15 protein-coding genes and 1 pseudogene are annotated in these 20,443 nt (G+C 34.0%); 11 read left to right on the top strand and 5 right to left on the bottom strand.

The genetic code is table 11. The annotated features are described in order from the left end of the window. Nucleotides 1-68: 68 nt before the first annotated feature. Both NNH57_RS17915 and amaB read right to left on the bottom strand, forming a co-directional pair. Nucleotides 69-437 (bottom strand): hypothetical protein, encoded by a 369-nt coding sequence (locus NNH57_RS17915; RefSeq protein ID WP_108808153.1) that lies wholly within the window; start codon nt 435-437, stop codon nt 69-71. A gap of 193 nt (nt 438-630) precedes the next feature. Continuing rightward, the gene (gene amaB / locus NNH57_RS17910) at nt 631-2,184 is read right to left on the bottom strand and encodes an L-piperidine-6-carboxylate dehydrogenase (RefSeq protein ID WP_074405756.1); all 1,554 of its coding nucleotides are present in this window, start codon (nt 2,182-2,184) and stop codon (nt 631-633) included. A gap of 290 nt (nt 2,185-2,474) precedes the next feature. Between amaB and NNH57_RS17905 the strand changes: the two genes are divergently transcribed. After that, nucleotides 2,475-4,940 (top strand): T9SS type A sorting domain-containing protein, encoded by a 2,466-nt coding sequence (locus NNH57_RS17905; protein ID WP_074405757.1) that lies wholly within the window; start codon nt 2,475-2,477, stop codon nt 4,938-4,940. Nucleotides 4,941-5,177: 237 nt separating this feature from the next. Here NNH57_RS17905 and NNH57_RS17900 read toward each other — a convergent pair whose 3' ends face one another. After that, a complete protein-coding gene (locus NNH57_RS17900) occupies nt 5,178-6,101 on the bottom strand; it encodes a nicotinic acid mononucleotide adenyltransferase (RefSeq protein ID WP_074405758.1) in 924 nt (307 codons plus the stop codon). 123 nt (nt 6,102-6,224) lie between these two features. Here NNH57_RS17900 and NNH57_RS17895 point away from each other — a divergent pair, with 123 nt between their 5' ends. From NNH57_RS17895 to NNH57_RS17850, 10 genes and pseudogenes are all read left to right on the top strand, one after another. Next, entirely contained in the window at nt 6,225-7,220 is a 996-nt protein-coding gene (locus NNH57_RS17895; RefSeq protein ID WP_074405759.1) for an NAD(P)H-dependent glycerol-3-phosphate dehydrogenase, read from the top strand. 39 nt (nt 7,221-7,259) lie between these two features. Next, nucleotides 7,260-7,715 carry a nuclear transport factor 2 family protein gene (locus NNH57_RS17890; protein WP_108808154.1) on the top strand — a complete coding sequence of 152 codons (456 nt, stop codon included), beginning with the start codon at nt 7,260-7,262 and terminating at the stop codon, nt 7,713-7,715. Between the two features lie 17 nt (nt 7,716-7,732). Beyond that, nucleotides 7,733-8,584 (top strand): sulfurtransferase, encoded by an 852-nt coding sequence (locus NNH57_RS17885; protein WP_074405761.1) that lies wholly within the window; start codon nt 7,733-7,735, stop codon nt 8,582-8,584. Nucleotides 8,585-8,617: 33 nt separating this feature from the next. After that, complete coding sequence (locus NNH57_RS17880) at nt 8,618-9,724, top strand: glycoside hydrolase family 3 N-terminal domain-containing protein (RefSeq protein WP_074405762.1); 1,107 nt, start codon at nt 8,618-8,620, stop codon at nt 9,722-9,724. A gap of 103 nt (nt 9,725-9,827) precedes the next feature. After that, nucleotides 9,828-10,220, top strand: a complete 393-nt coding sequence (locus NNH57_RS17875) for a DoxX family protein (protein ID WP_074405763.1) — start codon at nt 9,828-9,830, stop codon at nt 10,218-10,220. A 50-nt stretch (nt 10,221-10,270) separates the two neighbouring features. Continuing rightward, nucleotides 10,271-11,005, top strand: a complete 735-nt coding sequence (locus NNH57_RS17870; RefSeq protein ID WP_108808155.1) for a YqjF family protein — start codon at nt 10,271-10,273, stop codon at nt 11,003-11,005. Nucleotides 11,006-11,030: 25 nt separating this feature from the next. Beyond that, on the top strand, nt 11,031-11,561 hold the full coding sequence (locus tag NNH57_RS17865; RefSeq protein WP_074405765.1) for a hypothetical protein: 531 nt from the start codon (nt 11,031-11,033) through the stop codon (nt 11,559-11,561). 633 nt (nt 11,562-12,194) lie between these two features. Beyond that, nucleotides 12,195-13,499: a zinc metalloprotease gene (locus NNH57_RS17860; protein WP_108808156.1), complete on the top strand. Its 1,305-nt coding sequence runs from the start codon at nt 12,195-12,197 to the stop codon at nt 13,497-13,499. Between the two features lie 489 nt (nt 13,500-13,988). After that, entirely contained in the window at nt 13,989-14,513 is a 525-nt protein-coding gene (locus NNH57_RS17855) for a nuclear transport factor 2 family protein (RefSeq protein WP_108808157.1), read from the top strand. A 368-nt stretch (nt 14,514-14,881) separates the two neighbouring features. Next, a pseudogene (locus NNH57_RS17850) lies at nt 14,882-15,589 on the top strand (transposase); the annotation flags it as partial. A gap of 436 nt (nt 15,590-16,025) precedes the next feature. Here the strand turns inward: NNH57_RS17850 and NNH57_RS17845 are convergent. Beyond that, nucleotides 16,026-16,367, bottom strand: a complete 342-nt coding sequence (locus NNH57_RS17845; protein WP_132065914.1) for a hypothetical protein — start codon at nt 16,365-16,367, stop codon at nt 16,026-16,028. Between the two features lie 133 nt (nt 16,368-16,500). After that, nucleotides 16,501-20,430, bottom strand: a complete 3,930-nt coding sequence (locus NNH57_RS17840) for a DUF6443 domain-containing protein (RefSeq protein WP_108808160.1) — start codon at nt 20,428-20,430, stop codon at nt 16,501-16,503. Between the last annotated feature and the right edge of the window lie 13 nt (nt 20,431-20,443).

Genomic DNA, 20,443 nt, shown 5'->3' with positions numbered 1-20,443 from the left:
TGATTTTTTCAAAACTAGCTTAAATTTTTGAATTTTTTTCTTAAATCTTCAGGAAATTTACGATTTTCTTACTTTTTCTCTAATAAAATCTCTAAACTCTCGGTAATTACATGACATATATCTTCTGTTACTATAATTGGATCACTCGTAATTGTTGTGTAACCTGTTTTGCTCACCGTAATCACATAAGTACCAGTGCGTTCATGAGCTCCAACAAAAATAGTAGTCCCTGATATATTCTCTAGTGTTTCTTTATACTCATTATCTGTCGCTACTACTGTAATACCTTCTACCAAAAACGTCGCATCCATAGTATCTTTAATCGTTACTTCTAAACCAGGTCTGGCCTCTAGTGTACACAAAACCGGATCTTCTGTCTTATCGTCACCATTACAAGCTACACAGAGTATTAATAAAAATAAAAAAACTTTTTTCATTCATTTTAACTTTATAAGTTATTACTTGTATATAAGATGCATCAAAAAAGCTATGGTTGCGTTTTTTAACATCCTCTATACAGTATTTATTACATATATAAACCGAAAAAGTTACATATTAGTACAACATTTAATAAAAAAAGCATCCCGACATGGGATGCTTTTTTTATTATTTATTTACAAAATTATCTGACTATAAATCGAATTTGATTCCTTGAGCCAACGGCAATTCTGTAGTATAATTTATTGTATTCGTTTGACGTCGCATATAGACTTTCCATGCATCTGATCCCGATTCGCGACCACCACCTGTTTCTTTTTCTCCTCCAAAAGCACCACCAATCTCGGCACCAGAGGTTCCTATATTTACATTAGCAATCCCGCAATCAGACCCTGCATGAGATAGAAAACGTTCTGCTTCACGTAAATTATTGGTCATAATTGCAGAGGATAATCCTTGCGCTACTCCATTTTGAGCATCGATAGCATTTTCTACATCACCACTATACTTTAATAAGTATAATACTGGTGCAAATGTTTCGTGTTGTACAATTTCAAACGAATTATCAGCTTCTGCAATAGCAGGTTTTACATAACATCCGCTTTCATAACCTTCTCCAGAAAGCACAGCTCCTTCTACCACAATATTTCCTCCTTCTTCTACTACTTTTTGTAATGCATTTTGGTAACCTTTTACTGCATCAGTATCTATTAATGGTCCCACATGGTTATTTTCGTCCAAAGGATTACCAATTCTCAACTGTCCATATGCAGCTACTACTGCATTTTTTACTTTATCATAAATAGATTCATGTATAATCAATCGGCGTGTTGAGGTACAACGTTGACCTGCAGTTCCTACTGCACCAAACACAGCTCCAATCACAGTCATTTTAATATCTGCATCGGGCGTAACGATAATTGCATTGTTTCCTCCTAGTTCTAAAAGTGATTTTCCTAAACGCTGTCCTACAGTTGCTCCTACAATTTTACCCATTCTAGTAGAACCTGTAGCAGAAATTAAAGGAACTCTTTTATCTGTTGTCATCATCTCTCCTACCTTATAATCTCCATTAATCAAGCAAGAAATTCCTTCTGGCAGACTATTATCTTTTAAAACTTTAGCTATAATATTTTGACAAGCTATTCCGCAAAGTGGTGTTTTCTCACTAGGTTTCCATACGCATACATCTCCACAAATCCATGCTAATGCAGTGTTCCAGGCCCATACTGCTACAGGAAAATTAAATGCAGAGATAATTCCTACAACCCCAAGTGGATGATACTGCTCATACATTCTATGACCAGGGCGCTCAGAATGCATTGTTAAACCATGTAATTGTCTTGATAATCCTACAGCAAAGTCACAGATATCGATCATCTCTTGTACTTCACCTAAACCTTCCTGATAAGATTTTCCCATTTCATAAGAAACCAATTTCCCAAGAGGCTCTTTTAATTCTCGTAAAGCTTCTCCAAACTGTCGTACGATTTCTCCACGTTGTGGAGCCGGCATTATTTTCCAGGTTTTGAATGCCTCAGCTGCAGTTTGTATTACTTTTTCATAATCTTCTGCTGTCGTGATTTCTACTTTACCTATCAATTCTCCATCTACAGGTGAATATGATGAAATCGTTTCTTTTGAAGAGAGCCAGTTTGCTCCAGTTGAAGTTCCTTTATTGTGTTCAGAAACACCCAGTTGCTGTAGTGCTTCCTGAATTCCGAAATCTAATATTGCTGTTGCCATGTATAAGTTACTTTTTGAAAAGGTAAAGATACTGTGTTTTTATAATGAAAATATTATTTACTGTTCTGACACTACTGTTTTTAGTTATTTTTTTATTTATGAGACTAAATTTAATCAAATTTTCTCTTTTGGTTTTCAAAAAAGAAATAATTGATTTTCTCGTTTCTTCATCCTGAGGTATTACCTCACTTCTTCATAGGTGTTAACCTATTATTTTACCGTTAAACACCTCTTACTTTTTAAATGTTAAAATCTAACTTTTATAGTTACTAACTTTTAAATATAACATCATGAAAAAATTATTTCTTTTAACCTTTATTTTCTTGAGTTCAACTCTGGCCTGGTCCCAGATTTCGCAAGAAGAAGCCTACAAAATTCTAGTAGAAAAACAAATTATTCCCGAAGGACGAAACCAATGGGTATATGGATTACAAAAACCAATTCCTCCTAATTACGAAATCAAAAGTTTTAATAAAACCATAGTATCTTCGAAATTTGAGTCTTGGTTGTTTTTTATTGATGAGGACCCTTATGCAAACTGGGAGCATCCTGCAAAATATATATTCTTTGATATTCGATCAGGTGAGTTTGAAACCAAAAGAGCAACTACACCTCCTGATATAATTCATGAGATGAAGATTTTTAAAAAATATATCGAAACCAGAGAGCGTTTTTTAGATTTTGCAAAAACAAATACTATAGCTTGTGGAACATCCAGTAATAAATATGCCGTTATTATTAGTGGAGGATGGAATCAAGGAAGTAATCATATTCGGTATTGGAATGATTGCTCTTTTGTATACAGTACTTTAATCAACAAGTACGGATATGACGAAGCAAATATTTATACCTTAATGTCTGACGGAACCAATGCTGCGGTTGATATTTCTAACGGAACCAATTCTAATCCTGATTTAGATGGTGATGGGGACAATGATATTCAGTTTTCTGCAACAACCGCTAATATCACTTCTGTTTTTAATACGCTTTCAGGAATCCTAAATGAAGATGATGAATTATTCATTTTTACTACAGACCATGGCGGTGTAGATGGTTCTGGAACATCTGCATGGGATACACTATTATATTTATGGGGAGAAACAATTACAGATGATCAATTCGCAATTGAGGTAAATAAGGTCAATGCCGGGAAAATCTCTATCGTTATGGAACAATGTAATAGTGGTGGGTTTATTGACGATCTATCTGGCCCAAATCGGGTAATTGCAACTGCAGCAAAACATGATGAATTGTCATGGGCAGGTCCTACTATCAATACCGATGAATTTGTTTATTATTGGACTTCAGCAATGAATGAAGCATTACCTTCTGGCACTGTAGTGAATCCAGATACAAATTCTGATGGCGTAATTAGTAAACGTGAAGCATTTGATTACGCAGAAGCTAATGATACTAAACCTGAGACGCCACAATTTGATGAAACACCGATCAACCTCGGGGATCAACTCACATTAAATGGAACTGGTGATCTTTATATCAAAGACAATCGTGCTCCATATCATAGTGTAACCGATTCTGGCGTTGAACCTAATACTTTTGGTGGGCCTATGTGGACAAGTAGAGATATTTGGGTAAGACAAGATGTAGATGGAGGTACAACTCATGAAAACCCAGAGTACAAGACAACAAGTCCTAATGGAGTATATGTACGGGTTAAAAACAGAGGATGTGCTCCAATTTCTGATGGTAAATTAAGAGTATATTTTTCTAAAGCTTCTACGGGATTATCCTGGCCAACACACTGGTCCAATTATTACGATTTTACACCAAGTGGTTCCTATGTGTTACATGGAGATGAAATTACCAGCATACCTTTAAGTATCCCCACGCTCAATCCTGGAGATGAAACCATTATTGAAATTCCTTGGTATCCCCCTAATCCAAATGATTTTGATTATGACATACACCATTTTTGTCTTATTGCCAGAATAGAATCTCAGATTGACCCTATAGGTCTAGAAACAGCTTCAGTTAACAGTAATACCAAAAACAATAATAATATTGCCTGGAAAAACATCTCTGTTTATGATGTAAATCCTTCTAATAATATTAACTATACAAATGTCTATATCAGAAATATTTTTAGGAAAAAAGAAGATGTTATTGACTTGTATTTTATGGATGGAAATTATGGTACTTCAACCGAAAATCCTTTCCTGAGAAATGGAACCGTAATTGCGACCATGGATCCAGAACTATTCGAAAGATGGCAAAAAGAAGGAGAAGGAATTAAAATTATTGATAAAAACACTGTACAGATTTATGATTCTAAAGCAGTTATGAAAGGAATCTATCTAAAACCAGGAGAATCTTTTTCTATGCAGATGCAATTTAAGTTAAATGATAACAAACCTTTTAGGAGACCTTTCATATTTGATGTAGTTCAAAAAAATGAAAGAGGAATTATAGGAGGAGAACGTTTTGATATCGTATATCAGGATAAAAAGAAAAATCCAAGACAAGATATAATTACTGATAATATTTCATTATCAATATTTCCTAACCCATCAAATAAATTCTTAAACATTAGCTTTACAGCAACAAAATCAAATACTGATGTTTCTGTTTCAATACGAGATTTTGAAGGGAACGTACTCATTTCGAATCATAAAAATCTTTATGATAAAGGAAATCACGTAAAACAAGTAAATATAGAATCGCTCAAAAAAGGAATTTACTTTTTAAGACTTACTATGGATGGGAAGACTATTGTGAAGAAAATCTTTAAAAGATAATTTCAATTTAATTATCTATTGTCGGCTTAGAAAAAAGACTGAATTCTAAGCTAAAAATTATTAAGGCAATCCTACTCTAGAGTGGGATTGCTTTTATAAGCAAAATATGTTGAATCTTTTTTTAGCTCTTAAAAACCAGATTAAAAAAGAAATCGCTCAAACAAGATTTCCCTTGTAGAGCGATTCCCAACTAAATAACCAACCAAAAAGTTAATATTGTTAAGTGCTACCTTACTTTTATTTTGAAAGCTTCATAAAATCAGCTTTTTTTATTCTTTTCTTTTCATTCTGAGTCAGTTTTCCTTTCTCAGAACTCTTAAATTGTATATGTCCTCTACCTACAAACTGGTACACTGTTTCTGAGGTAGGATGAAACAATTCTATTTTACTATCATTTATAACGGACAACTCGAAGAATTCATTGCCCAGATAATCGTAATCAAGTGTTAAAGTTTTCCTATCAAAAATGTTAACGATATCATTAACCTCATAATGACCAGTATAATCATAAAAGATATCGTCAATATGAATTCCATTTTCATCTCGAGAGCTTTTAAAATTTTCTCCAGATCCAAAATATGAGAATTTCAAATAGTTTTCGTTATCAAACTCATTCAATACCCCAAACTCACTAGTAAACACTTTTTCCCAGGTCTCATACTCCTGCAGGAAATAATGAATATTATCATAAAATACCTGATCATAATCAAAATTATTACGTTGGTATCCAACCAGGAAATAGCTGGTATTCGTTACCCTATCATACACTTCTATCTGATTATCTGATAATTGAGTAATTACTAATTTATATGCACCGTCTATATCATGACTAATATCCAGATCCATTCTAAAAGTATCATAGAAACCAACATCTAATCCATAGCCGTTTCCATTACTTCCCATACCCACTAGATTATTATTGGCATAAAATGTTCCGTTTCGGAAAGAAACTGTAAACGCTTTTTGTAAAAACGGAATCTCACCATTACCCTTTGTGCGTTCGATATCTACATACCAGATCTCATAGGTATTCAATAATTCGTTTAAAGTAATTGTTGGTTCCTCTATATAAACATCTTCTTCGATAACAACCTCTGCTACACAAGAAGTTAATAGTATTGAACCTAAAAAAATAACCGAAAGTAATTTTAGCGTTTTCATATGCTGTGTGTTTTCAATTTCATTAATTGAGAACCAAAACACGTGCCAAAATTATAATAAACTGATTATCAAGTCTTTATTTTGAGTTGTATTTTTCCTATTTTTGAACCCACAATATTATTTATGGAAAAAAATCTAAAATTTGCAGTACTGGGAGGTGGTAGTTGGGCAACAGCCATTGTAAAAATGCTTACCGAAAATCTAAATGAAGTCGGATGGTATATGCGAAGTACTTATGCTTTAGAGCATCTTAAAAAACAACAACATAATCCTAATTATTTAAGTTCGGTCGAATTTAAAGTTGAACAACTTAAACTTACCAATGATATCAATGAAGCTGTTGCCTATGCAGACTACTTGATTTTTGTTATCCCATCTGCTTTTCTACATAGCGAACTTAATAAACTTACTATATCCTTAAAAGACAAGGTTATTTTTTCGGCTATAAAAGGTATTGTTCCAGAGACAGGGCTTATTGTAGGAGAGCATTTTCATGACGAGTATAACATTCCTTTTAATAATATTGGGGTGATTACCGGGCCATGTCATGCAGAAGAGGTTGCGCTAGAACGATTATCTTATCTTACTATTGCTTCTAATGATGAAGAAAAAGCCAAAATAATGGCAAATCATTTAAGTAGTGATTATATTAAATGTAAAATCAGCGATGACATTATCGGTACCGAATATGCTGCAGTACTCAAGAACATCTATTCTGTAGCGGCAGGTATTGCACATGGTCTTGGATATGGTGATAATTTTCAGAGTGTTCTTATGAGTAATGCCATTCGTGAAATGAAACGTTTTATTAAAAAAGTACATAAAATGAAACGTAACATTAATGATTCTGCTTATTTGGGTGATTTATTGGTTACCGGGTATTCTATTTTCTCTCGTAATCGAATGTTTGGTAATATGATCGGTAAAGGGTACACTGTAAAAAGCGCTCAGATGGAAATGAGTATGATTGCAGAAGGATATTATGCTGCAAAGACCGCGTATGAACTCGACGCTACAAAAGCTGCTAGAACGCCTATTATTGATGCAGTACATGCTGTATTATACGAAAATAAAAATCCGAAAAAAGTATTTAAGAAACTAACAGATAAGCTAGACTAATTATTCTTATCTTCATGCCTCTGATTATTTATACATCTTATGAAGAATCTTATCGAAACGTTTTATACCGGATTAAGCAATCTCGATGCAGAAACTATGATATCATGTTATCATGATGATGTGGTTTTTGAAGATCCTGGATTTGGAAAACTAAAAGGCAATCGTGCAAAGGGTATGTGGCGTATGCTATGTAAAAATGCAAGAAATTTTAGAGTAGAGTTTTCACAAGTTGAAGCCAATGATCAAAATGGATCAGCACATTGGGAGGCCTGGTACTCTTTCAGTAAAACAGGACGATCAGTTCATAATAAGATCGATGCTCAATTCGAATTTAAGGATGGCAAAATCATAAAACACACAGATCATTTTAATCTACACCGATGGGCTTCTCAGGCTATCGGATGGAAAGGTGCTTTGCTTGGTGGGACTAGTTTTTTTAAGAAAAAACTAATTCTGCAAACCAATAAAATGCTCGATAAATTTATGGCCTCTTGATTTTGATACCCCAACCTATGAATACATTACAAATCACACAACCCATTGTATCGGTAAATTGGCTTTCTAAGCATTTGGATCATCCTGATTTGGTTATTCTGGATGCTACAATTAAAAAAGTAACCTCACAAGATGAGTCAAAAAAATCGAACCTAAAGATTAAAGGAGCTCGGTTTTTTGATATTAAAAATGTTTTTTCTGATACAACTATCGATATTCCTAATATGCTTCCTTCTGCAGAAGCTTTCTCAGAAGCTTGTAAAACACTTGGTATTAGTTCTCATCATACCATAGTGATCTATGATACATTAGGGATCTACTCTAGTCCAAGAGCAAGATGGATGTTTACAATCATGGGGCATCAAAACGTTGCCATATTAGATGGTGGTTTCCCGGCATGGCAAAAAGCCGAGCAACCGTGTGAAACCGAAGATACCAACCAACAACAATACAACCGTGGAAATTTTGAATCCAATTACATCCCTAAGTTGGTTACCAATGCTAAAACGGTACGTATAGAAATGAATTCTGAAAGCACTCTAATACTAGATGCACGTTCTCCAGGTAGGTTTACTGCATCAGAACCCGAACCCAGAGAAAGTCTTAAAGGAGGGCATATTCCAAATTCAATGAATCTGCATTATACAAAAGTACTGGATGATGGTAAAATGAAATCTACTGCCGAATTACAAGAAATTCTACAGCATTTTAACATTGAAGACAAAAAACTGATCTTTACGTGTGGATCAGGTATTACCGCATGTATTATTATGCTTGCCGTAGAACTGGTAGGATATCATAATGTATCTGTATATGATGGATCATGGAGTGAATGGGGGCAGTTGGATGGAGTTCCTATTCAATGTTAAACACAAATTAAAATATCTGCTTAATTATATTATATGAATTATTTTTTTCGATTGATTTTTTGCATTGTCTTAGTATCGACCACCAGCTATGCTCAAAAAGCACCAAAATTTAGCTTACAAGATTTTTATACCTATACTTCTGAACTAGAATATACTGTAGATTCTATTTTTAATACATTAAGCGATCGACAAAAAGTGGCCCAAATGATTATCACCTCTGGTGGAGAAATAGGTAAGCCCGCAGCTACCGTTCGTAAATTGGCTATGCAAAATGCTATTGGAGGTGTAGTCTATCTAAAAGGACATAAACAAAAACATACCGAAGATATCAATACACTTAATGCCATTACTACAAAAAATAAGACCGTTCCGCTTCTGTTTAGTATGGATGCCGAGCCTAGCTTATTCTCTAGTAGAATTAAAGGCGCCCGTAAAGTAGGTAAAACTATTGATATCAAAAATGAGGCGCAATCAGACTCTGTAGTCAATATTATCAACCAGGAACTTAGAGATATTGGTGTACACCATAACTATGCTCCTGTACTGGATGTAAGTTCTAGTAATGAAGCTATTAAATCCAGGAGTTATGGAAACAATAAAGAAGATGTAGTTCGCCTCGCAAATCAGTTTATAAAATGTTCTCAAGAAAGCGGGATTATTGCTACGGCAAAACATTTTCCCGGTCATGGTCTTGTAAAAGGAGATACCCATAAGCAAAGTGTATATATAGATGGCCCTTTACAAGAGGTAGATAACTATACAAAAATTATCGAAGATGGTGTACTCTCTATCATGGTTGCTCACATCACTATTAAAAATAATAAGGAGTATGATACCGGTGGGCTACCCTCTAGTTGTTCCCGAAAAATTATTACTGGCTTATTAAAAGAAAAAATGGGGTTTAGGGGTATTATTATATCTGATGCGCTTAATATCATGAAAGCAGTTACAATATTAGACAACGCTCCCCTACTCGCTTCTAAAGCAGGTTGTGATTTGATTCTGATGCCACAAAACGAAATAAAAACGATAAATACCATCCTTGCCGAAATGAAAACCGATGCTGCCTATAAAAAACAAGTAATGCAGTCGGTAAAGAAAATCTTACGATTAAAAGTATGTGCCGGGGTCATTAAATAGTTGGTGGTTTATCGTGTATAGAAAGTATCCTCCCAATCATTATTGATCATCAAATCATACATTACTTTGAGGTATGTATTAGTGAATATTAAATAAAAAAACAATGAATCCCACATTTATTCTTCGCCTGGCAGTAGCAATTATTCTTTTAACACATAGTATACCGGGTATGTTCGACAATGGTATTAATAATTTTGGTAATTTGTTTTTGAATCAGATTGGGTTTTCTCCTTTTGGAGTATACATAGCCTGGGCTATCAAATTATCACATGTTGTATGTGCTGTCCTTTTTATATTGAATAAATATCTGAAATGGTCTTCATTAGTGACTATTCTAATACTCGCTACAGGTATTTTTTTAGTTCATCTCCAAGAAGGTTGGTATGTCGTAGGAGATGGAAGAAACGGAATAGAATATAATTTTTTACTAATTTGTGTACTAGTAACCATCATGTATTCTAATGGGATCAGGAAAAGCAAAAATTCTCAATTCTAATTGAAATTGTAGTAAACAAATTATACAAATAAACATCTTCTTTATTAGCTGTGTCAATCAAGGAACTACTAAATACGACCGAACATCGACCCTGGAAAATCCCAAATAAAAACTGGAAATTCTATCAGGAATGGAATAATGCAATATTTATTCATTGGCAGGTCGAATTATCCGAATTACAAAAATTTGTTCCAAAAGAGCTAGAAATCGATCTTTTTGAAGGCAAACCCTGGGTTTCTTTGGTAGCTTTTACTATGGAAAAAATTCGACCTAAAAACCTACCGGCATTTCCTCCGATCTCTAATTTTGATGAAATTAATATTAGAACATACGTTAAGTCTAATACAAAAACAGGAGTCTATTTTCTAAGTATAGAAGGAGGAACAAGTTTATCCTGTAAAATTGCTAAGGCAATTTCTCAATTGCCATATCGGTATTCAAAAATAAGACGAAGAAAAAATCAATATCTATCCATAAACCCAGAGTTTAAAGATGAACTAGACATCCAATTTTCTATTGGAGAAGAAATTACAGATAAAAGCGTTCTCGATACATGGCTTACAGAAAGGTATGCTTTGTTTCAAGATACAGAGAGATCAATTAATGAATTTGAGATTCATCACCTGGAGTGGCCAATACAAAAAATTGAGGTTACTAACCTCAAGGTAAACTACGCAAGATTTGATAAACTAATCAAGGGTAAGCCCGATAAAATTCAATATTCAAAAGGGGTAAACGTAATTGCCTGGGGGAAACATAAAAAAGAAAAGATCGTACTATCATAAATACTAGTTTTTACACACCATTACTATGAGAAACGTTTTACTGTTGATAGGAATATTAGTCATTCCCTTTATAGGAGTTTCTCAGAATACCGATGAGCAAATCCTAAAAATCAGAACTGAATTTCAACGTATTAATTCAAATCTTCACCTCGAAAAGATTGACGTATATAATGAGGAGTTCATGGAATATACAACAGATGGTGGTGGCCAACTTACCGGGTATTTTGAGAATGATCAACTGGTAAAATATGTAGAGTGGATTGGAGTCTCTTATGGGTCTATTATAATAGAGTATTATCTAAAAGATGGTAAACTGTTTTTTGCATATGAGCAAGAAAATAAGTTTAAAAGCGTTTACGATCCATCTGGTGAATGGATGTCTTTTGATACCTCTTTGCCTCCAGAAACCATATTCGAAGGCCGCTACTATTTTAATCACTCTAAACTCATAAAAGAACTTAAAAAAGGAGAGCGTTTGTTTAACCGAGTTTTTGAACAAACAAAATTTTTAGAACATGCACAGGTATTGAGCAATCTATTAAGAAAAAACAGATAAAAACATAGCATTCTATCATACTAGTATTCTCCTAAATTATCTACTATGTAATTTGTATTCCATTTAGTATTATATCCAACCAAAGTAGATTAAAACTGCTTTTGATGCTGTTCTAAAATGGAACCAATTATATCCAACTATTTTTAAGGTAAAACCAGAAAGGTTTACACAAAAAACCCTAAATTTAAGGTGTTAAAGTAAGCAAGGTAAAAAACAATAACCTTGCAAAACTTAGCAATTATCAATATTAACCAACAGCAAAATTATGAAAACACGCACACAAAGAACCCTATTGTTACTCATATCGTAAGCACACAATTCTCAATTTCACGATAACGAATTCTAATCGGCATCAAAGCTATTTTACGATTCTTAAGTCTCATTAGCTCTGTAATCCAAAAGTTCAGACACCTTATTTGAACAAGAGGAAATATATTGATGTTATTACAAATGATGGCGCACAGCGTATACATAAAAGAGAGCTTAAATTTCTTTAACCAAGTTTAAAGAACAAAATAGACTTCGCAATAACAAAAAAACACTTCACTACCGCCAGGAGCTATTAATCACAAGGAGAAAATGTGACCCGAACACTCCATAACAAAGTAGGGCAAAAACTAAAACTCACACAAAATGAAAAAACTATTTATTTTAAGTCTGTTATTCACTATCCTCGTTGGATGCTCTGAAGAGGATTATCTGGTAGAAAACGAAAGTTTATCACAAAGCGATTCTGTACTCAAAACCTTGAAGAGTTGGGGGTTTTCTGGTGATCAAATCGAAGATAAAGGAACCTATTATTTGGTAGATGGAGATATGGTTTTTTATAAAAACAAAAAATACCATGCTCCTAAAAAATCCAGTACCAAACAAAGAGAACATCCCAATGCTGTGACGATTAACAATATCAATGTGTTTATAAATCCCAATATGAACTTAAATTGGAGAAATGCTTCGATAAGCGCAATTGGCCGTTGGAATGCTGCTAGCTCAGGTTTATTCCTCAACATAACTGCTACGGCAGCCAATGCCCATATCCAGATTATGTATGACTCACAAGATCCTAGTATGAATTTAGCTTCCAATGTTTTCGGAAGAGGAACATTTCCTACAACCAACGGTTTGCCAGGAGTAAGGATCTGGGTTAATCCAGATTTTAATGCGTGTAGTGGCGCTATCACACAGAACATGAGAATTTCTAATGTACAACATGAACTGGGGCATAATTTAGGCATTATGCACACCAATCAAACTTCTGCAAGCCTGATTCCCGGCACACCAAATTCAGACGCTCAATCTGTAATGAACGGCGGTAAAGCATGCTCAATTAACAACTTTAGTGCTGGAGATTTTTTAGCAATAAGGCACTTATTTCCTCCGCTCACCATAACTGGATCATCGCTAATATGTAACACTTCTACTGTGACTTATAATGCGAATATTTCTACTATTCCTATAAACTGGACAACCTCCTCAAATCTTCAAATCGTATCCTCGACAAATACCAGTATTACGGTAAGACCTGTAAATAGTGCATTTAATGGGTCAGGATTTATTCAAGCCACTTTACCGTCACATACGGTACGTAGAAATATTTGGGTAGGAGAAGCTGTTGTAGATATGATCGAATTCGAAAATGGTATAGGTGAGATCGGTTATTTTTGTTCTAGTCACACAGGGAATACCTACAGCATTTTCCCAAGATTATCAGGTACAACACATCAAATAAGGCTACGTAGGTATCCTAATCTATCTATTGTATACAGCCCATCAACTAATTACTCGGGAGATTCTGGAACCTTACATTATACTCCAACTCCCGGTTGGTATCTTTTTGAGGTAAAAAGAACTAACCCCTGTGGTATTACAGAATGGTTTGGCACCGAAGTCGAGTTTGTAGACTGTTCAAATGGCGGTGGTGGCGGTGAGGAATTTTAATTTCTCAATACCTCTAACTCATTTATAGAAACCTTAGCTATTGTAGCATACGTTTTTATAATAAAAATTCCCTGGAGGCATGACCATACTTCCAGGGAATTAATCTAATTATTTAATCATTATTGTTTTACAAAAAGTGGTTTCTTCAGGGTAATTTGGCATTTCTACCATAAGACATACTTTATAAGTACCAGCAGCAAGCTGCTTTTTATCTATGAACAAGAAAATAAGTTTAAAAGCGTTTATGATTCATCTGGTAAATAGGTGTTGTGACACTCCTTTGATACCAGAAACCATATTTTAAAGGCTGCTTACTATTTTAATAACCAGATTCATAAGAGAACTTAACAAAGGAAAGCGTATGTTTAACGTTATTTTTGAATTCTCAAAAATTTCAGAACATATATAATGATTACCGTAATACTAAAATAAACACAAACATAGCACCCTATTATAATAAAAAACAAGTCATCTTTTAAAACAGAACTCATGAAAAATAGCCGTACAATTCAATTTGTTACCCTCTTTGTGTTTTTAGCAACACTTTTAAGCTCATGTACTAGTGCCACCAAAAAACCCATTGATCATAAAGCTGTTCAAGAACAAAACGAATTACTTTTTACAAAAACATTACAAACACACCTTACCGCGATAGAGCACAGAAATCTTGACTCCTTAAAATCAACACTATCTCCCACAGGAGAAATGCAACTTATTTTACCGGGTATAAAAATTAAAAATACAGCAGATGAGTTTGTTGCTTTGCATCAGGAATGGTTTAAAGACACTACCTGGACTATGGAGACAAAAATAGTAAATGTAAAAGTGGGAGATAAAATCGGGATGGCCGTTACCGAGGCTATGTATAGAGAACCCAATAGAAATGGTAGTCCTTATTTTAATCATATGATGGTTAGTTATGATTTAGAAAAAATAGATGACAAATGGTATGTGATCAAGGATCACGCATCTTCAATAGAAAAGACCAAACCAAAGGCTACTACAACAGAATAAATAGTACTATAAAATAGATTGTTTTTCTCAATTATATAGTTTTCTAAATGGAGTCTTTGTACACATTACGCATATCATTTCTTATATAAAATTATCTGATGGAACGGATTTACAATCCCTGCTTTTAAAAAGTTTATAAATAAACTTAAACCAATTTTACCATAGCGAGATTATTAATAATTAACTATAAAAAAAACAGTCACATTATTAAGTGACTGTTTTGATATTTTGGTATGTTTCACAGATTGTAAATCCGCGCTATCTGGATCCTTATCATTTATAAATTCTTATCCTTCAAGCTTTGACACCACTAGCGAAACGCTAGCGGGAGCGATCAATTACACGCTAGGAGCAGCGGGGGGACATTAACCAGAATGTTTACCTTATTGGAAGAACAACATATAAAGATTGATGCTTTTAGAGCAGATGGAGCATCTTATCAACTCAATATAGTGGAACTTGTAAGCCAACATGTAAACAAGTTTTATCTTAGAGCTTGTATGAGTGGAGCTTTGGCAAAAATCATTGCTACTATTAATGATTGGGAAAAAGTAGACTTAGGAGATGAAATAGGATTTAGAGGAGAGATTTCATTTACTCCATTTATAAGAACACTAAAGAGAAATAAGCAACTTGACAGATTAAAAACATATCGATTGGTCGTTACTAAGATTGAAAGAGATGATAAACAAGTTAATATGTTTACAAATGAGGCATATCTATATTCCGCTATTTTGACCAATGATTATGAAAAAACTAAAAATGAAGTTGCAGGGTTTTATAATCAACGAGGAGCAATTGAAAGAGAGTTTGATGTTTTAAAAAATGATTTTGGTTGGAATAACCTGCCATTCTCAAAGCTAGAACAAAATACTGTTTTCTTAATATTCACCTCTATCTGTAGAAATCTATACCATTATATTATCACTTTATTTTCCAAGAAATTTAAAGGTCTTAAAACCAGTTTTAGGATTAAGAAATTCATATTTAGATTTATCACTATTCCTGCGAAATGGATCAGGACATCAAGACAACAAAAACTTCGAGTTTATGGAAATTTACATTTCAAGACCTAGCTAAACCAAAACATGAACCCTAACATGATTTATCAATAAAAGTAAACCCTAACAGAGTTGGGGCTAAATCATATATATCATTATCTCCTGAAATGCTTTAAATAATTCTGTATTCTAAAAAATACAGATCAAAATCATCTAAATCCAAAAAACATTGGACACTTTTAGTCTAAATTATATGAAATAAATCCAAAATTAATAGACCTACGGATTTAAGGTGTAAATCCGCGCTATCTGGATCCTTATCATTTATAAATTCTTATCCTTCAAGCTTTGACGCCACTAGCGAAACGCTAGCGGGAGCGATCAATTACACGCTAGGAGCAGCGGGGGATCTCTATTACATTTATTTATAGAACGAAGAATATCTCAAATTATAGCAAAAGGCCGTCCAAATACTTTTTAGACGGCCTCTTTTTTTATCTAAATCTATATCTTAATTCTTAAAAAAGAACTCTCTAGGCACATGAGTTGTATCTACTGAAGTAACAACCCCGTTTTCAGATCTCTTTTTTATCATTATATGCCTTTCATCATTATAATAAAATTTTGAAGTTATTGTTTCATAGTTTAATGAATCTCCATTAAACTTTTTAAACAAATCAGTTTCTAATATAAGATCAGAATTGACAATCCTTATCATCTTCTTCAAATGAGTATATGATGTATCATTATATACCGGATTTGGATTTTCCCAAACTAACCAGCTTTTATAATAATTATCCTCAACAGATATAAAAGTATCTGGCAAATCTGTAATTCCTTTCTGTAATCTCATATCATTATAGTTTAAACCATAAACATATTTGTTATAAAACTTGGAGTCTAGAACTGTATTTCTAAAAACAGAAATACTTATTATTATAATAAAAATTGACCAAAAAAAGATGTTTCCTATTTTTTTCATAATTTTAATATAAACCTAATACCTTACCTATTCTTTTTAAAACTGCTTTTGTTATAGATATACCTTCTGTTGGTTTTCTAGGTAGTCTATGTCTATTTGAAGGCACACCATTAGACCTGTCTATATTAGATAACATTAACTGTTTATTATTAGAATTAATTTTCTTTGCACTATAATTTAATAATTCAGCAACACCAAAAGCAAAGCCTCCTTTCCCTTTTTGTCCAAACACAAACTGCTCTTTTGGTATCTTTTTTAACATTAAAGCAGGGCCAAAAGCTAAAGCTGCTTTTGTAACTGATATTCCATCTTCTAATACTTTTTTATTCCAAGAATCACTACTTCCATTATTCCTATTAAAATCTGCAATATGATTAGTCCAAGAATTCAATACACTCTTATCAGAAAAATTAACAGTACCACCAGTTTGTTTAATAGCTTTTCCTTCATTTATTAGTTCTCCATTAGCATTATATGTATCTGTTTGTGACACAGAATGATTATTTCCATAACTTATATTTGCTTCATCTCCTTCTTTATTTGATATAGTATTCGTTATAGTAGAAAATGTTCGTGTAACTGTTTTTGATCCATCATCATTTGTGACTGTTTTTCTTGAATGTGTTTGCATAGTAACAATTGTGTTTCCATCCTCATCAACTAATGAGGATATAATAGTTTTACTATAAGAATCTATTTTAGGTTTATCAGCATCAGCACCGCTAGGATCAACCCAAAAAACAGGATTATTATCAAACGCAACATAAGGAGACATTGAATGATGTGTGACAGGATCAATAGAAGTAAAACGAGCAATAGAAGGATCGTATTTACGAACATCCATTTCATAAATATTTAAATCCAAATCTGTCATATATTCGACACCATTAAACCCGTAATTATGTTTTCTACCATTTACAGCAAAATTGTATCCTTGATGCTGTAATCCAAAAGGATAATAATTCTTCTCTTGCTGTACGATGATACCTTCTTCGGTTTCTTGTACCACACTAATATCATCAAGATAGATCTCTTCTTCTGCAGCTATACTACTGGTTAATCCTAGTTTGATATTTAGCTTAGCAGCATCTTGTTTGATCTGGTAGGTAGCTTCAAAATTACCTTCGGCAGCATCACCAGCAGAATACCACCCTGTACTTACATTAGCAGCATTAATCTCATTGACCAGTACACGCATCTTATATCCTTTACCATTGGCATCCAGTTTCAGCCGTATCTTCACCGTTTCTCCGGCACTAAAAGATTGTGTAATCTTTTTATTCGTACCACTGTACATATATTGTACTTTAACTCCTAAACGACCATTGGTTGCAGATACGCCACCACCACCCCAGTCATCGGTACTACTACCAAAAGTATCATTTAAAAAGGTCTTATTACCACCTTTATTATAGCTTAAGCGTATATTGCCTAAATGATCTTTATATTGATAGATGTACTTAAAACCATCTGCATATTGTTCTACATACCCTTCTGGGGTATTAAAAAACTCCAGATCACCATTCTTATACACATAATTACCGGCATACTCAGTCTCTAATAAAGAACTTCCCTCTGTGGCAATCTTTTTTAATTTTGCCCCAGTGGCATCATAAATATAAGTAATATTTCCGGTATGATCTGTATTATTTACCGTGACTGTTTGAGGTAGATTTAAATGATTATAGGTAATCCCTGTAATTCCCTTGTTTTGATCCTGGGTCATATTACCATTAGTGTCGTAGACATAATCATCATTGGTATTGCTACCATCTTTAAAACCAAAAGTCGTATTACCGGTATCGGTCACTCTTAAGAGTTTGTTACCATTATCATAGGTATATGCCAGGATATCCATATCTCCAAAAGAAGTAGCAGCTGCATCAAGGTTTCCTTTTCGGTTTAAGGAAAGGATATTTCCTGTTTTGTCATAGGTAACACCACTTAGGGTATAGTTACCAGTATTATCTGTTGCACTTACAATCCTATTAAGGGCATCATAACTGTACACATATGAAGTACTTACCGGGTTATTCGGAGGATTAGGGTTTATACTTTGAGTTTTCCAATAAGTCTCTGCTATATTACCATTAAACAGCGGTGTAGCCCCAAGTTGTGGTGTATTGTAATTGATCCCAAAAGCAAAGAGGTCATCCCCCAGGTTATCTACATCATTAATCCCTTTTAACCACCCTCTTACATTATAGGTATAATCTACCTTTTGTAATCCTCCTCCTGTTTCTTTACGTTTTAATTGCCCTAAAGCATCGTAGGTATTTTCAACAATAGTTTCAACTGCTTGAGTATTGATCTTTTGGGTTTGAGTTAATGCTCTACCCATATGATCATAAGTAAATGTGTCTATGGTTATAATAGGTGCGTTACTATCTTTGGTATGGGTGGTTTTGGTTTGTGCTACCTTACCTACAAAATCCAATTGAGTTGCTACGATATCTGTAGTGTTTAGATATTCGTTTTTACTAGCCACATAGATGGGTCTTGATTTTTTATCATAATAGGTTACGGTAGTGATCCAATCATAGGTATCAAGTACTTTTACCTTGCTTCCTGTAGGTAGTGTCTTGGTTTGATCTGATATAGTTTCGCCATATACCGTACCGGGATTGGTTAATCCTGCAATATCAAACCCATAATCATCATAGTAATTAATGGTATATAACTCCAGGTTTGTGGTTGGGAATGCCGTATTGCTGTAATAGATAGTAGTCCCATCGATCTGGGCAGCAACACCTCGTTGTTCCCATAGTATAGATTCTGTATTGACAGCTTGTTGTATAACTTTTCTTTCTCGGTTATCGGTGAATTTACCGGTATAGGTAACCCTGCCAAAGGCATCATATTTGGTAAATAGCCAGGCATTGCTTGCTTTTAGATTCGCATCCTGGGTTAAGATCGGTTGATCTAGTTTGTTATAGACAATATACTCCTTGTCTTTACCAGGGATTTTCTTTTCGATAAGCCTATTACGATTATCATATTTGTATTGATAACACAATTCGGCAAGCTCGGTAGCAGAGATACTTGTAGCACTAGTATTTACTTTTGGTGGGATTACGTATGTTAAATTTCCAAATCTATCATATACATAATAGGTGTCATGTGCTTCGACTACGCTCGGCACCCCAACATTGGCATAGGTTCTTTTTAAGACCACTCTACCTTGTTTATCTTTGTACTCTTTCGTAGTATGATTATTCCCATCTGCCGGAGTCCAGTTTTCATCTTTGGTGATGGTGATGTATAACTGATTCGCAGTATAAAAACCATCTTTTGTTAAGGTAGGAGCTTCGGTATCATCTGGATTGGCAAAGGTTACTTTAAAATAGACTACTTCATTCGCTGTATTAGCATCCCAATCAAATTTAATAGTATGATCTGTATCGCTACCTCGATCTGCTTTCCAGGGTGCTCCTGGGGCTCCTTGTTCTAGTACTCGATTAAGAGGAGAAGCTTCAAACACACTTTCTGAATAGGCATTAACCTCTCCCAGATTAGCATTTGTAACCCCTGGGAAATCACTAGCATAGGTATCCTTATAATACTGGTTGATATCGGTATTAACATTGATCTCTTTATAACTCCCAATCGTATTGGTTGCTTCAAAAGGAAGGTATTGTTTGTCCTGTCTGCCATAATCATCATAAGTGATATGGGTAACGATATCCTTACCATCTGGTGAGGCTTTGATCGCTCGTTGTTGTATGGGCCTACCCAGTCCATCAAAATAAGTAACACTCTCTATCGATCTGTTGATATCATTAATGTTAGTACAGTTTATATTCTCTATTTCTGCAATGGTCATTGCGGTTTGAGGAACCGTAGTATGCACATAGTTCTTGTCTGATAGTACTACCTGGGCTTGAAGGTTCAATCCCATTAGCGCTAATAATAAATATATAATTTGTTTTTTCATCTTATTATATTGT

Origin of the sequence: Aquimarina spinulae (assembly GCF_943373825.1) — a bacterium.
Taxonomy (GTDB): domain Bacteria; phylum Bacteroidota; class Bacteroidia; order Flavobacteriales; family Flavobacteriaceae; genus Aquimarina; species Aquimarina spinulae.
This window is presented reverse-complemented; position numbering and strand designations above follow the sequence as displayed.

Excerpts from the sequence above, each read along its gene's own strand:
- NNH57_RS17915 (WP_108808153.1), bottom strand. The coding sequence starts at position 437 with ATGAAAAAAGTTTTTTTATTTTTATTAATACTCTGTGTAGCTTGTAAT.
- amaB (WP_074405756.1), bottom strand. The coding sequence starts at position 2,184 with ATGGCAACAGCAATATTAGATTTCGGAATTCAGGAAGCACTACAGCAA.
- NNH57_RS17905 (WP_074405757.1), top strand. The coding sequence starts at position 2,475 with ATGAAAAAATTATTTCTTTTAACCTTTATTTTCTTGAGTTCAACTCTG.
- NNH57_RS17900 (WP_074405758.1), bottom strand. The coding sequence starts at position 6,101 with ATGAAAACGCTAAAATTACTTTCGGTTATTTTTTTAGGTTCAATACTA.
- NNH57_RS17895 (WP_074405759.1), top strand. The coding sequence starts at position 6,225 with ATGGAAAAAAATCTAAAATTTGCAGTACTGGGAGGTGGTAGTTGGGCA.
- NNH57_RS17890 (WP_108808154.1), top strand. The coding sequence starts at position 7,260 with ATGAAGAATCTTATCGAAACGTTTTATACCGGATTAAGCAATCTCGAT.
- NNH57_RS17885 (WP_074405761.1), top strand. The coding sequence starts at position 7,733 with ATGAATACATTACAAATCACACAACCCATTGTATCGGTAAATTGGCTT.
- NNH57_RS17880 (WP_074405762.1), top strand. The coding sequence starts at position 8,618 with ATGAATTATTTTTTTCGATTGATTTTTTGCATTGTCTTAGTATCGACC.
- NNH57_RS17875 (WP_074405763.1), top strand. The coding sequence starts at position 9,828 with ATGAATCCCACATTTATTCTTCGCCTGGCAGTAGCAATTATTCTTTTA.
- NNH57_RS17865 (WP_074405765.1), top strand. The coding sequence starts at position 11,031 with ATGAGAAACGTTTTACTGTTGATAGGAATATTAGTCATTCCCTTTATA.
- NNH57_RS17860 (WP_108808156.1), top strand. The coding sequence starts at position 12,195 with ATGAAAAAACTATTTATTTTAAGTCTGTTATTCACTATCCTCGTTGGA.
- NNH57_RS17855 (WP_108808157.1), top strand. The coding sequence starts at position 13,989 with ATGAAAAATAGCCGTACAATTCAATTTGTTACCCTCTTTGTGTTTTTA.
- NNH57_RS17845 (WP_132065914.1), bottom strand. The coding sequence starts at position 16,367 with ATGAGATTACAGAAAGGAATTACAGATTTGCCAGATACTTTTATATCT.
- NNH57_RS17840 (WP_108808160.1), bottom strand. The coding sequence starts at position 20,430 with ATGAAAAAACAAATTATATATTTATTATTAGCGCTAATGGGATTGAAC.